Origin of the sequence: Streptomyces sp. 184, assembly GCF_045781775.1 — a bacterium.
Taxonomy (GTDB): Bacteria; Actinomycetota; Actinomycetes; order Streptomycetales; family Streptomycetaceae; genus Streptomyces.
Genome location: NZ_CP123230.1, coordinates 4,304,401 through 4,317,977, shown reverse-complemented (window position 1 = coordinate 4,317,977; position 13,577 = coordinate 4,304,401). Strand labels below are relative to the sequence as shown.

The 13,577-nt window shown below is 74.2% G+C and carries 7 protein-coding genes and 1 pseudogene; 4 read left to right on the top strand and 4 right to left on the bottom strand.

From position 1 onward, the window contains the following. Window positions 1–181: 181 nt before the first annotated feature. Window positions 182–796, bottom strand: a complete 615-nt coding sequence (locus QBL21_RS17905; RefSeq protein WP_407563208.1) for an allene oxide cyclase barrel-like domain-containing protein — start codon at window positions 794–796, stop codon at window positions 182–184. Between the two features lie 40 nt (window positions 797–836). Further along, on the bottom strand, window positions 837–1,880 hold the full coding sequence (locus QBL21_RS17900) for a 3-oxoacyl-ACP synthase III family protein (protein WP_407563207.1): 1,044 nt from the start codon (window positions 1,878–1,880) through the stop codon (window positions 837–839). Between the two features lie 290 nt (window positions 1,881–2,170). On the opposite strand from QBL21_RS17900, the gene QBL21_RS17895 reads away from it, so the two are divergent. The 3 genes and pseudogenes from QBL21_RS17895 to QBL21_RS17885 all read left to right on the top strand — a co-directional run bounded on the left by QBL21_RS17895 (window position 2,171) and on the right by QBL21_RS17885 (window position 9,728). After that, window positions 2,171–3,355: a cytochrome P450 gene (locus QBL21_RS17895; RefSeq protein WP_407563206.1), complete on the top strand. Its 1,185-nt coding sequence runs from the start codon at window positions 2,171–2,173 to the stop codon at window positions 3,353–3,355. Between the two features lie 234 nt (window positions 3,356–3,589). After that, window positions 3,590–8,206: pseudogene (locus QBL21_RS17890) on the top strand (type I polyketide synthase); the annotation flags it as partial. Window positions 8,207–8,249: 43 nt separating this feature from the next. Then, window positions 8,250–9,728 (top strand): FAD-dependent monooxygenase, encoded by a 1,479-nt coding sequence (locus tag QBL21_RS17885; protein WP_407563205.1) that lies wholly within the window; start codon window positions 8,250–8,252, stop codon window positions 9,726–9,728. Window positions 9,729–9,828: 100 nt separating this feature from the next. Here QBL21_RS17885 and QBL21_RS17880 read toward each other — a convergent pair whose 3' ends face one another. Both QBL21_RS17880 and QBL21_RS17875 read right to left on the bottom strand, forming a co-directional pair. Beyond that, complete coding sequence (locus QBL21_RS17880; RefSeq protein ID WP_407563204.1) at window positions 9,829–11,280, bottom strand: FAD-dependent monooxygenase; 1,452 nt, start codon at window positions 11,278–11,280, stop codon at window positions 9,829–9,831. Beyond that, window positions 11,277–12,299 (bottom strand): 3-oxoacyl-ACP synthase III family protein, encoded by a 1,023-nt coding sequence (locus QBL21_RS17875; RefSeq protein WP_407563203.1) that lies wholly within the window; start codon window positions 12,297–12,299, stop codon window positions 11,277–11,279. Before QBL21_RS17875 ends, QBL21_RS17880 begins: the two co-directional genes overlap by 4 nt. A gap of 287 nt (window positions 12,300–12,586) precedes the next feature. Between QBL21_RS17875 and QBL21_RS17870 the strand changes: the two genes are divergently transcribed. Next, entirely contained in the window at window positions 12,587–13,501 is a 915-nt protein-coding gene (locus QBL21_RS17870; RefSeq protein WP_407563202.1) for a methyltransferase domain-containing protein, read from the top strand. The last annotated feature ends 76 nt before the right edge of the window (window positions 13,502–13,577 follow it).

The window sequence follows — 13,577 nt, the reverse complement described above, 5'->3', positions numbered from 1 at the left end:
ATCGCGAAGGGGCCCGGGGGAGCGTCCTCCCCCGGGCCCCTTCGCGTACGGGCACACCGGCCCCCACTACGTGCCTGCACGCACCCCGGGACGCGGAGAAGCCGCCGAGGAACGTGCCTCGGCGGCTTCCGCGGAAGGCCAGACGGGCGCCCGTCCGGCGCTCAGGGGCGTACCCCGCGGGTCAGCGGTGCAGCTCGTAGCGGGACTCGGCGGCGGTCATGGAGCTGATCACCCACGACAGGTCGCCGCTCATCCCGGCCCACGGGCCCTCGTAGCAGGCGACGCGGATGGTGGTGCGGCCGCCGGAGAGCTGCGTCTCCATCTCGGTGTAGCCGAAGCCGAAGAGCTTGTTGCCCTGCACCTCGGAGGAGACCAGGGAGACCGTGAAGTGGTGGCCGGTCTCCGGGTCCTTGCGGATGATCCGCAGCCGGCCGGTGTCGGCGCCGATCTCCTCGCGGTCGGAGTTGTAGATCTTCTCCGTCACCAGCACGAGGTCGCCGACGCTGGGCCCGTCGGGGCTCAGCGGCGTGTACTCGCGGTCGGCCACCTCCTGGATGACCTTCTCCAGCAGCACCGACTCGCCCGGCTCGTCGGGGGCGTCCGGCGCGGCGACCTCCGCGAGCGGCCGCGGCACCGCCGCCGCGACGGCACGCGCCGTGCTCCGCGCCAGCACGGCCAGGTTCGGCAACTGCGCGTCCTGCGGGGTGTACTCGGCGTCCACGATCTGGCGCCAGGACGCGACGAGCCCGTCGATGACGGGGTTGTGGGTGAGCGGGGTCTTCGGGTCGATCGTCATGCGGACGGTTCCTTCTCTCGGGCGGTTCCACTCGGGCCGGTCAGGCCGGCTGCTCCAGTGCGTAGCCGGACCTGATCCACTTGCTGGCCTCGATGCTCACGCCGACGGCGCGGTCGCCGGGGCGCAGCCGGGGCAGCAGCAGTTCGAGCTGGAAGTAGGGGATCGCGTTGCCGGTGTTGCCGATCTCGGTGACCCGGCTGATGGCCTCGGTGTCCGTCAGACCCAGGTGGTCGAGGGTGCGGCCGGTCATCCGCGAGGAGAGCTGCGGCGGCAGCAGGTAGTGCAGTCGCCCGCCCTCCCAGTCCAGCGCGTGCAGCATGTGCTTGAGTGCGTCGGCGGCCATGGGCGCGGCCGCGTTCTCGATGGTCTTGTAGTCCTCGGCGGCGGGCACGCCGTCGGCGGTGGAGGCCCGGCCGAACCAGTAGACCGTCTGGCCGGGTTCGCGGCCGGCGCCGACGAGGCGGGTGTGTACGTGCCGCAGCACGGGGCGGCCCTCGACGGGGTTCGTGCCGAGCACCGCGGCGCCCACCCCGTCCCCGAAGATCAGCCCGTTGACCTGCACCTCCAGCGGCACGCTGGCGGCGTCCACGTCGGGGCTGGTGTGCTTGGCGCTGGTGTCGCCGCCGATGACGAGGGCCGTACGGTACGCGCCGCTGCCCAGCAGGTCTTGCGTGACCTCCAGTGCCTGTACGGCGCCGGTGCAGCCGGACTGCAACTGGAAGACGGGCACGCCGGTGATGCCGAGCCGCGCGGCGACCCGGCTGCCGGTGGCCGGCGCCAGGTGGTCGGGGGTCGCGGTGCTCATCACCACCACGTCGACGTCGCCGGCCGCCAGCCCGGCGTCCGCGAGGGCGCCGCGCGCGGCGGTCTCGCCGAGGTCGGTGAGCGTGTGCGTGATCTTCCCGGAGGCCAGGTCGACGGCGAGATGCCGGCTGCGGGTCCCGATGAACTCGTCCACCCACTGCCGCCACACCGTCGGCATGCCGTAGTGGGCGGCGATGTCCTCGTTGGTCACCGGGGAGCCGGGCAGCGCCGTGCCCACCCCGTGGACGTAGACCTGGGCATCGTTGTGGGGGGCACCCATCCGAAGACCTCCCGGCTGCTGGACCGCGACAAAGAAACGGATAACCGTCGACGCAGAATGCAGAAAGCGCCGAATATCCATGTTGATCAGTCGCGCTAAAGCCGGGCTTGCGCGCGGTTAAGGTCCGCTGGGTAAAGGCGATTCGGGGCTGTCTCTGTGCTCCTGCACCGACTTATGCTGGGCCCGGTCCGGGCCGCGGCGAGAGTTATGCGTCAGGCGTTTCCCCCTGGTTCAGCCGTCACGCTGTCCCTTCCCGCCGCCGCGTACAAGAATTCGGTACGGAGTGAGAAATGGCTGAAGAAACCACACCTGGCGCGCCGGGAGCCGAGTCGCCCGACCCCGTCGCGGCCCTGATGGGCAAGCTCGCCATGGGGCGCGCCTTCAAGAGCGTCCTCTTCGACGACGACACCAAGACGTGGCAGATCCTGCGCTACGACGACGTGGCGGAGGTGCTCACCGACGCCTCCACGTACTCGGCGGAGCTGGACCGCGTGATGCCGCTCGGCACCGTCAACCGCGCCAACCTCGGCTTCATGGACCCGCCGGAGCACAACCGGCTCCGGGGCCTGGTCAGCCAGGCGTTCACCCCGCGCACCGTACGCGAGCTGGGCGCCCGGATGGAGGCCATCACCGAGGAACTGCTCGACGAGCTGGGCGACCGGGCCGAGTTCGACCTGATCGCCGACTTCGCGTACACCCTCCCGGTCATCACCATCGCCGAACTCCTCGGCGTGCCCGCCGAGGACCGCTCGCTGTTCCACAAGTGGGCCCAGGCGCGCGCCTCCACGACGAGCGCGGTCACCGACGTCCTCAAGGACGAGAACGTCATGGACGCCCTGCGCGAGCAGACCGAGTACTTCAGCAAGCACGCCCGCGAGCGGCAGCAGAACCCCGGCGACGACCTGCTGAGCAAGCTCACCCAGGCGGAGATCGACGGCGACCGGCTGGACGAGGAGGAGATCGCGAACTTCGCCGGGCTGCTCCTGATGGCCGGGCACGTCACCGCGACCTCCGTGATCGCCAGCGCCGTCCTCGCCCTGGACGCCAACCCCGAGCAGCGGGCCGCCCTCGGCGCCGACCTGAAGCTGATTCCCGGCGCCATCGAGGAGACGATCCGCTACTACCCGCCGCTGAGCCAGGCGTTCCGGGTCACCACCCGCGAGGTGGAGCTGGGCGGGGAGACCATCCCCGAGGGGCAGTTGGTCGTCGCCTGGCTGCTGTCCGCCAACCACGACGAGCGCCGCTTCACCGACCCGGAGCGCTTCGACATCACCCGCGACCCCAACCCGCACATCGGCTTCAGCCGCGGCGTGCACTTCTGCATCGGCGCCGCCCTGGCCCGGCTGGAGATCCGCATCGCCCTGGAGGGGCTGTACGGCCGCTTCCCGGGGCTGAAGGTGCTGCCGGGCGCCGAGTGGCACGACAACCTGCGGCTGATCGGCCCGCGGGTGCTGCCGGTGAGCACCGGCCGCTGACCGCGGGGCCGCCGGCCGCCCGCCGCCGCCGCCGGGACCGGAGCACGCGACGGTCACCGGGCCGGGCCGCGCACCTTGCGCGCGCCCGGCCCGCGCGCAAGCGCGAAGAGTGACGGGTTAGTGGGGCTTTAGCCCGCTTGGTGAGCATGGCCGCCGAGCCCGACGTGTCGAGGAGCTGAGGGGATCAGCGCGATGGCCAACGAGGAAAAGCTCCTGGACTATCTCAAGTGGGTCACCGCCGACCTGCACGAGACACGGCAGCGCCTCGCCGACGCCGAGTCCGGCCGCCACGAGCCCGTGGCGATCGTCGGCATGGGCTGCCGGCTGCCCGGCGGGGTCCGTTCCCCCGGGGACCTGTGGCGGCTGCTGTCCGCCGGCGGCGACGCCGTCTCCGGGTTCCCCCGGGACCGGGGCTGGGACGTCGAAGGGCTCTACGACCCCGACCCCGACCGGCCCGGCCACACGTACGTCAAGGAGGGCGGATTCCTCTACGACGCCGCGCACTTCGACCCCGAGGCGTTCGAGATGACGCCCCGCGAGGCCGCCGCCACCGACCCCCAGCACCGGCTGCTGCTGGAGACCGCATGGGAGACGTTCGAGGACGCGGGCATCGACCCCACCTCCCTGCGCGGCAGCGACACCGGCGTCTTCGCCGGCGTCATGTACAGCGACTACGCCACCCAGGTCAGCAAGGCGCTGGAGGGCTACGAGGGCCACATCAGCATCGGCAGCGCGCCGAGCATCGCCTCCGGCCGGGTCGCGTACTCCTTCGGCCTCGAAGGCCCCGCCGTCACCGTCGACACCGCCTGCTCCTCCTCCCTGGTCGCCCTGCACCTGGCGGCGCAGGCGCTGCGGGCGGGGGAGTGCTCCCTCGCGCTCGCCGGCGGCGCCACCGTCATGTGCGGGCCCGGCATCTTCGTGGAGTTCAGCCGCCAGCGGGGGCTTGCGCCGAACGGCCGGTGCAAGCCGTTCGCCGCCGCCGCCGACGGCACCGGCTGGGCGGAGGGCTCCGGGCTGCTGCTGGTCGAGCGGCTCAGCGACGCCCGCCGCAACGGCCACCGCGTCCTCGCCGTGCTGCGCGGCTCCGCCGTCAACCAGGACGGCGCCTCCAACGGCCTCACCGCGCCCAACGGCCCCTCCCAGCAGCGCGTCATCCGCCAGGCCCTCGCCTCGGCGGGCCTGACGTCCGCCGACGTCGACGCCGTCGAGGCGCACGGCACCGGCACGACCCTCGGCGACCCGATCGAGGCGCAGGCGATCCTCGCCACGTACGGGCAGGGCCGCCCCCCGGGCCGGCCGCTGCGGCTGGGCTCCGTGAAGTCCAACCTCGGCCACACCCAGGCGGCGGCCGGGGCGGCCGGGCTGATGAAGATGATGCTGGCGATGCGGCACGGCGTACTGCCCCGCAGCCTGCACATCGACGCGCCCACCCCGCACGTCGACTGGAGCGCCGGCGACGTCGCGCTCCTCACCGAGGACCTGCCGTGGCCCGCCGACGGCGAACGCCCGCGCCGGGCCGGCGTGTCCTCGTTCGGCATGAGCGGCACCAACGCCCACGTCGTCATCGAGGAGCCGCCCGCCGCCGAACCGGCCGCGCCCGCGCCCGAGCCGCGGGGACCGGTGGTGCTGCGCGTCTCCGGCCATTCCCCCGCGGCGCTGCGCGCCCAGGCCGACCGCGTCCACCGCCACCTGGAGAGCCACCCGGAGCTGCCGCTGCCCGACGTGGCCCACACCCTGGCCACCAGCCGCGCCACCCTCGACCACCGCGGCGCCGCCGTGGGCGAGAGCCGCACGGACGTCCTCGCCGCGCTGCGGGCCGTCGCCGACGGCGGCACCGCGGCCGTTACCGGCCGGGCACGCGCGGGCCGTACCGCCGTGCTCTTCACCGGCCAGGGCTCCCAGCGCGCCGGCATGGGACGCGAGCTGTACGAGCGGTACCCGGTCTTCGCCGCCGCCTTCGACGACGTGTGCGCCGGCTTCGCCCCCCACCTGGACCGGCCGCTGCGCGACCTCGTCTTCGCCGACCCCGGCAGCGACGCGGCCGCCCTGCTGGACCGCACCGGCGTCACGCAGCCCGCCCTCTTCGCCGTCGAGGTCGCGCTGTACCGGCTCGCCGAATCCTTCGGCGTACGGGCCGACTTCCTCCTCGGCCACTCGGTGGGCGAGCTGAGCGCCGCGCACGTCGCCGGGATGCTCGACCTGCCCGACGCCTGCGCCTTCGTGGCCGCCCGCGGCCGGCTGATGGAGGCGCTGCCCGAGGGCGGCGCGATGGTGGCGCTCCAGGTCGCCGAGGAGCAGTTGCTGCCCATGCTGGAGGGCCGCGAGCACCAGGTCGGCATCGCCTCCGTCAACACGCCCACCACCACGGTCATCTCGGGCGAGGCGGCCGCCGTGGAGGAGATCCGCGCCTTCTGGGAGGTGTGGGGCCACAAGCACAAGCAGCTCAGGGTCAGCCACGCCTTCCACTCCCCGCTGATGGAGCCGATGCTCGCGGAGTTCACCGAGGCCGTCTCGCGGCTCACGTTCCGGCCGCCGAAGATCCCCGTCGTCTCCAACCTCACCGGCAAGGTCCTCGACGCCGACGAGGCCGCCTCCCCGCGCTACTGGGCCGACCACGTACGGCGCACCGTGCGGTTCGCCGACTCCGTCAACCACCTCGCGCAGCAGGACGTCCGCTTCTACCTGGAGCTGGGGCCGGACGGCACCCTGACCGGGCTTACCCACGACTGCCTGGCGACCGGCGCGGCGCAGAGCGCCGGCGGCGCCGTGCTCGCCGCCGCCCTGCGGCCCGGCGAGCGGGAGGCCACCTCCTTCACCAAGGCGCTGGCCCGGCTGCACGCGGGCGGCGCCCGGCTGGAGCTGGACGCACCCGCCGCCCCTAGCGCCGAGGAGTCGGCTGGCGCCGACGACGGGGCGGAGGACACCCTCCCGCTCACCCGCAACGCCCGCGGCGCGCTCGTACCGCTGCCGACCTACGCCTTCCAGAGCCGCCGGCTGTGGGTCGACCCGCCCGAGGGCGCCAAGCCGCGCGCGTCCGGCTCCGCCGACGCGCCCTTCTGGGACGCCGTCGAGAGCGGCGACCTGGAGCAACTGGCCGCCGCCCTGCACGCCGACGAGACCCAGCGCGCCCAGCTCGCCGGTCTGCTGCCGGCCCTCACCGACTGGCGGCGCGCCCGCCGCAGCGGCTACCGGCTGCGCTGGGACCCCGTCGCCCGGACCGGCCAGGAGCCGGCGCCCACCGCCCCCGGCACCTGGCTCGCCGTCGTCCCCGCCCCCTCGGGCCGTACGCCCGCGGCCGACACGGTGACCGGCGCCCTCACCGCCGCCGGGCTGAACATCGACGTTCTGGCCGTCGATTCCGAGGCGGCCCCGGAGCGTACGGTCGAGGAGATCCGCGCCCGCCTGGCCGGGGACCCGGTCACCGCCGTGCTCTCCCTCCTCGCCCTGGACGAACGCCCGCACCCCGAACACCCCGTGTCCGCGGGTACGGCCCTGACCGCCACCCTGGTACGCGCCGTGGCCGCCGCTGGCCGGCCGGTACCGGTGTGGGGCCTGAGCCGGGGCGCCGTCACCGTCGAGGACTCCGACACCCCGCGCCCCGCGCAGGCCCCGGCCGCCGCCGTGCTGCACGGCGCGGCCGTGGAGGTCTCCGGCTGGAGCGGCGGCGTCGTCGACCTGCCCGAGGACCTGGACGACACGGGCGCCCGCCGCCTCGCCGGCTTCCTGACCGCCGCCGTCCGGGAGAACGCCCCGGCCGCCGAACGCCAACTCGCCCTGCGCGCCGCGGGCTTCCACGCCCGCCGCCTCGCCCCGCTGCCCGCCGACGCCGCCGGGCCCGCCCCGTGGCGGCCCTCCGGGACCGTCCTCGTCACCGGCGCCGACACCCCGTACGGCGCACACGCCGCCCGCTGGCTCGCCCGCAACGGCGCCAAGCACCTCGTCCTCCTGGCCGACCGCGCACCCGACGGGCTGGCCGGGACCGGAGTGGACGTCACCGTACGGCCCGACCCCGGCGGCGACCGCGCCGCTCTGGCCGCCCTGCTGGCCGAGGCCCCGCCCGCCGCCGTCGTCCACGCCGCCGGCGCCGCGCAGGCGGACCCGTACACCGCCCTGGCCACCGCCCGGCTCCTGGACGAGCTGACCCGCGAAGGCGACCTGGCGGCGTTCGTCGTGCTGGCCGGGCTCCCCGGCGTCCTCGCCCTGGCCGGCGGCGGCGAACAGGCCCCCGCCCACGCCGCGTTGACCGCGCTGGTGGACGCCCGCCGGGCGGCCGGGCTGCCCGCCGCCGCCGTCTGCCTCGCCCCCCACGCCGACGGGTCCGACGAGCCCGGCCCGGCGTCTCCCGGGCTGCGCCCGCTGGCGCCCGGGCCCGCCATGGACGTACTCGGCCGGCTGCCCGCGGCCGGCGCCGACACCACCGTCGTCGCCGACGCCGACTGGCCCCGGTTCGCCGCCGCCCAGGGCGACGCCCAGCGCGCCCTGCTGCGCGACGTCCTCCCCGCGCCCGCCGCCACCGCACCCGGCGCCCCCGGCGCCGACCCGGACGCCGAGGCCGAACGGCTCGACGCCCGGCTCGCGGAGGCCGCCGACGACGCCGCGGCCCGCGCCGTACTCCTCGACCTGGTGCGGGTCAGCGCCGCCGACGTCCTCGGCCTGGGCGGGGCCGCGGAGATCGACCCGGAGGACAACCTCACCGAGATCGGCTTCTCGTCGTTCTCCGCCCTCCAGCTCTGCACCCGCCTCAACGCCGCCACCCGGCTCACCCTGTCCACGGTCGTCGTCTACGACCACCCGACCCCGGCTGGTCTCGCCGCGCTCCTGCACGGCCGACTCGCCGCAGCCACACGCTGACCGCCCCGAGCGGCGCGTGGAAGACCTTGGAATGGAGACTCACTTGACTGGCACCGTCGTCATCGCAGGAGCAGGCCCCGTCGGCCTGTTCCTCGCCAGCGAGCTGCGGCTGGCAGGGGTGGAGGCCGTCGTCCTCGAACGCTCGCCGAAGGCGAACGAGCACACGATCGGCGGCACGCTGCACGCCCGTACCGCCGACCTGTTCGACCAGCGCGGCATCATGGACACCCTGCGCGCGGGCAAGCCGCCGCTCTGGCCGCGGCTGCACTTCGCGAGCTACTGGCTCGACCTTGAGCCCTACATGGAGGACGAGTACTCGCTGCTCCTGCCGCAGCAGTACACCGAGCAGATGCTGGAGGCCCACGCCGCGTCCCTGGGCGTCGACATCCGCCGTGGCCACACCCTCACCGGGCTCACCCAGGACGCGGACGGCGTCACCGTGACCGTCGAGGGCGACGACGGCGCGTACGAGCTTCAGGCCGCCTACCTCGTCGGCGCCGACGGCGCCGACAGCGCGGTGCTGAAGCTCGCGGACTTCGACGTCCGCGAGACCGGGCCGCGCTGGTACGGGCTCCTCGCCGACATCGCGTCCGTCGAGGGCGAGTGGCACGCGGGCAACTACCCCGGTGGGCAGTTCGCCGTCATCCGCTCGCCCCACGAGGGCGGGCCCTCCCGCATCATGACGCTGGAGTTCCACGAGGGGCTGGACGTGCCGCCGGCCGACCAGCCCGTCTCCCTCGACGAGGTGATCGCCAGCACCGAGCGCATCACCGGCCGCACCCCGGTCCTCGGCGAGGTCCAGTGGCTGCACCGCTACAGCTACCGCACCCGCGAGGCGGAGAACTACCGCGACGGCCGCGTGTTCGTCGTCGGCGACGCCGCCCACCTGCACGTCGCCTTCGCCGGCCACGGCCTCAACACCGGCCTGCACGACGCCGCCAACCTCGGCTGGAAGCTCGCCGCGGTCCTCGCCGGCCGCGCCACCGACGCCCTGCTCGACACCTACGACGAGGAGCGCCGCCCCGTCGGCCACCGGGCCTGCGTGTTCACGCAGTCGCAGCTCTCGCTGCTCACCCAGGGCGAGCACTTCGACGTGCTGCGGCAGCTCTTCACCGACCTGGTGAAGCTGCCGGAGGTCAACCGGCACCTCATCACCACGGTGACCGACGTCCGCTACGCCGTCGACGGCGCCGAGAAGGACGACGCGCACCCGCTGCTGGGCCGCCCCGTGCCCAACGAGCTGGTACGCACCGCGGACGGCAAGCCCACCGCCCTGGCGGAGGCGCTGAAGGCCGGACGCGGCGCACTGGTGGACCTCACCGGCGGCTCGGCGGGACTGCCCGCGACCGAAGGCCGCGACGGGCACCTGGACCGCGTCTCCCTCGCCCCGGCCGAGGGCGTGGGCGCCGTGGCGCTGCTGGTCCGCCCGGACGGGTTCGTGGCCTGGGCCGCGACCGCCGAGACCGGCACCGACGGCCTGGAGTCCGAGCTGCGCCGCTGGTTCGGCGAGGCAGCCGCCTGACGGTCACGTAAGAGGAAGGGGCCCGGCCGATCGGCCGGGCCCCTTCGCGTTTCTCGCCCTCATCGGCCAGGTCTGCCGATCGGTCGTACGGGCCTACGGGTCAGCCCCGTACGGCCGTACGCGCCGGCCTGCGCAGCGCCGCCAGGTCCGCGCCGCTCAGCCGTGGCTGCGGGAGCGGCTTCGCGCCCGAGGACGCCGCCGCGCGCACCGCGTCGAGCACCTGTGGATCCTCCAGACCCGACATCGGCTCCGACATCGACATCACACCGGTCATCGCCGCGTTGACCCCCGCGTCGCGGGAGGCGGCGAGCTGGAGCAGGTCCGCGAACCCGGCGCGCGCCGCCGCCCGTTCGGCCAGCCCGGCGTCCTCCGAGACGATCCGGCAGTCGGGGAAGCGCACGTCCTGCGACGTCGCCCACTGCCACGGGTCGTCCACCGCCGCGCTGACCGCGGCCACTGCCTGGTGCGCCCGCTCCGGCGCCGGGCCGTGCGCCGACAGCTCCGCGCGCAGCGCCTGCGCGGCGCGCGCCGCGGCCGTCATGCCGTGTCCGTAGGCCGGGTTGAGCGCGGACATCGCGTCCCCGACGACCAGCAGCCCGGCGGGCCAGGCCGCCATACGCTCGTAGCGCAGCCGCCGGTTGCGGGTGCTGCGGGTGGTACGGGGATCGGTCAGCGGCTCCGCCGCGGCCACCATCCGGGACACCAGCGGGTGCCGCAGGCTGCGCGCGAACGCCGCGAACCCTTCGGCGTCGGCGGCCGGCCGGGCGCCGCGGCTCCCCGACAGCGACACCATCCAGCGCTCGCCCTCGATGGGCACCACGAGGCCGTTGCGCGCCGGCTTGCCCGTCCGGTGGTCCGCGTACAGGCTCACCACCGGGAACGTACCGGCGGCATCCCCGGGAGCGCGGAAGATCCGCGTGGTGTACGTGAGGCCGGAGTCCACCGACTCCTCCCCGGCCGCCGGCAGCCCGAAGCCGCCCAGCCAGCTCCGCAGCGCCGAGCCGCGTCCCGTGGCGTCCACGACGAGCGCGGCGGCCAGCCGCTCCCCGCCCTCCGGGACGCCCCCGGCGGCGTCGGGGTCCCGTGGGCGCAGCAGCACGCCGTCCACGGCCTCCGCGTCACCGGACAGGCCGGCGGCGACGGTGCCGTCCAGCAGGGTCACGTTCGGGAGCGCCAGCACCCCGCGGCGCAGCACCCACTCCAGCAGCGGGCGGCTGCACGTGAGCATGAACTGCGTCTCGGGGAAGCGCTCGCTCCAGCCCGCCGCCGACATCAGCAGCATGTCCTGCTGCACCGCGACCCGCCGCCCGCCCGCCGCGAGCACCCGCTCCGTCGTCCCCGGCAGCAGCTCCTCCACGGCCCGCACCCCGCCGGACCACAGCACGTGCGCGTGGTCGGCCTGCGGCACGCCCGTACGGGATCCGGGCACGTCCAGCGGCACCCGGTCCCGTTCGACGACGGTGACCTCGTCCACGTACGGCGCCAGCGCCGCCGCGGCCAGCAGGCCGGCGACGCTGCCGCCGAGGACGACGGCCCGTACCGGCTCGCTCACGGCACCTCCACGGCGATCCCGCCGCGCACCCACTCGGTCGCCTCGACCATGAGGCCCACCGCGCGCCCGCCGCCGGACAACCCGGCCAGCGCTTCCTCCAGTTGCAGCAGCATCAGGGCGTTGCCGCAGTTACCGGCCTCCTCCACCCGGCTGACGCTGCGCACCCCGGCCAGGTCCAGCGCCGCCGTCACCCGGTCCGTGACCCGGCCCGAATGCTGCGGCGGCAGGACGACGTCCACGTCGGAGTCCTTCCACCCGGCCCCGTCCAGCAGCTCCCGCCACGCCTCGGCGGCCAGCTCCGGCACCCGCTCCTCGACGGCCGCACGGTCGTCGGTGACCGCAGGCTGCCCGGTGTCGGCGTGCGCGCCGAACCACTCCAGGGTCTGGGCCGGCGGGCCGCCCGCCAGCCGCGAGTCGACGCCGCGGAGCACCGGCGCGCCCGGCCGCGGCTCCACGCTCAGCACCGCGCACCCCGCGCCGTCGCCCGCGAGCGCCACGGTCGTCAGCTCGGCGGGGGACAGGCGCTTGACGTCGCTGCTCGGGTCGACGTGCTTGACCCAGGTGTCGCCGCCCAGCACCAGCGCCGTACGGGCCTCGCCGCTCGACAGCCTGCGCACCGCGATCTGGAGCGCCTGCACGAACGCGGCGCACCCGCCCTGGAGCTGGTACGTCGGCACCTCGTTGACGCCGATGCGGTCCGCGACGACGTTGACGGTCGCGGGCATCAGCATGTCCGGCATGCTCGACCCCATCACCATCAGGTCCACGTCCGCGGGCGCCACCCCGGCCGCCGCCAGCGCGTCCCGCGCCGCCTCGGTGCCGAGGTCCGCCAGCGTGTGGGTGATCGCACCGGACTCCAGGTCGCGGGCCAGATGGCGGGAACGGACCCCCACACCCGTCTCGGCCCACCGCACCCAGGCGTCGCCCGTGCCGAGCCGGCGCGCCAGCGCCGCGTTGTCGACCGGGGGACCGGGCAGGGCGGTCCTGACCGCCAGGATGTGAATGCTCGGGCAGTCCATCCCGCTCCTCTCCCGCGCACCGCTGTGATGCGCGCCTCGTGGATCTCGCACAGCCTGACCCCCGGGACACGCCCTGGGCACGACACAGGGGGTGCCGATCGTGCCGCCGCCGGCTAAAGCAGCGCTAACCCGCGGACTTTCAGGTTCGCTTTAGGTGACTGCTAGCGGAACCGACGAGAATTTCGCCATCCCATTTCCCGCAGAACGGCCGTCAGTACGAGCCGCGGTGAGAGAACTCGGCCGTCGCCAAACCCTGCGGCCTGCTTGGTCAGGAGGAAAAGCGAACCATGGCAAGACCGCAGGCATCCTTCCGTGAAGACGTCCGCATGCTGGGCGCCCTCGTCAAGTTCCGGATGGCGAAGGACTGGACGAAGAAGGTCCAGAGCATCTACGAGATGTACCCCCCCGGTCATCTCATGACCGAGAACAGCACGTACTTCAACCAGGGCTACTGGGAGACCGGCAAGGAGACGTACGACGACGCGCAGCAGGCGCTCGCCGGCCTCCTCGCCGACGCCGCCAAGATGCAGGCCGGCGACGTCGTGCTCGACTGCGGCTTCGGCTACGGCGACCAGGACTTCTACTGGATGGAGAGCCGGCAGCCCAAGCGGATCAACGGCATCAACATCACGCCGCAGCACGTCGAGTACGCCAGTGCGCGGGCAGAGCGCGAGGGCGTCACCGACAAGCTCACGTTCCAGCTCGCCTCCGCGACCGAGATCCCCTTCCCGGACAACACGTTCGACCGGGTGGTCTCGCTGGAGTCGGCGATGCACTACCAGCCGCGTACGAAGTTCTTCGAGGAGGCCTTCCGGGTGCTGCGTCCCGGCGGCGTCCTGGCCACGGCGGACATCGTGCCCATGCCGCACGCGGGGCCGCGCGAGGACATCAAGTCCCACGCGATCGGCTGGCTCAACTGGACCGTCGACGAGCGCAACTGGCACGACCGCGACGTCTACGCCACCAAGCTGGGCGAGGCGGGCTTCGAGGACGTCGACGTCAGCACCATCCAGCCGAAGGTGTGGGAGCCGTGGCGCGCCTACATCACCAACAAGATGGCCGAACCCGAGTTCAAGAAGACCGTCAGCAAGCTCTACTACCGCGTGCTCCAGAAGGCGTGGGCGAACCCGGATCTGCTGAAGCGCGAACTTGAGGACGTCGACTACATCCTGTCCTCGGCGACCAAGCCGCTCGACGCCTGACGGCCCGACGGCACACCACGTGGGGGCGGTCCTTCCCAGGACCGCCCCCACGTCGTCGTTCTGATCGTACGAAGCG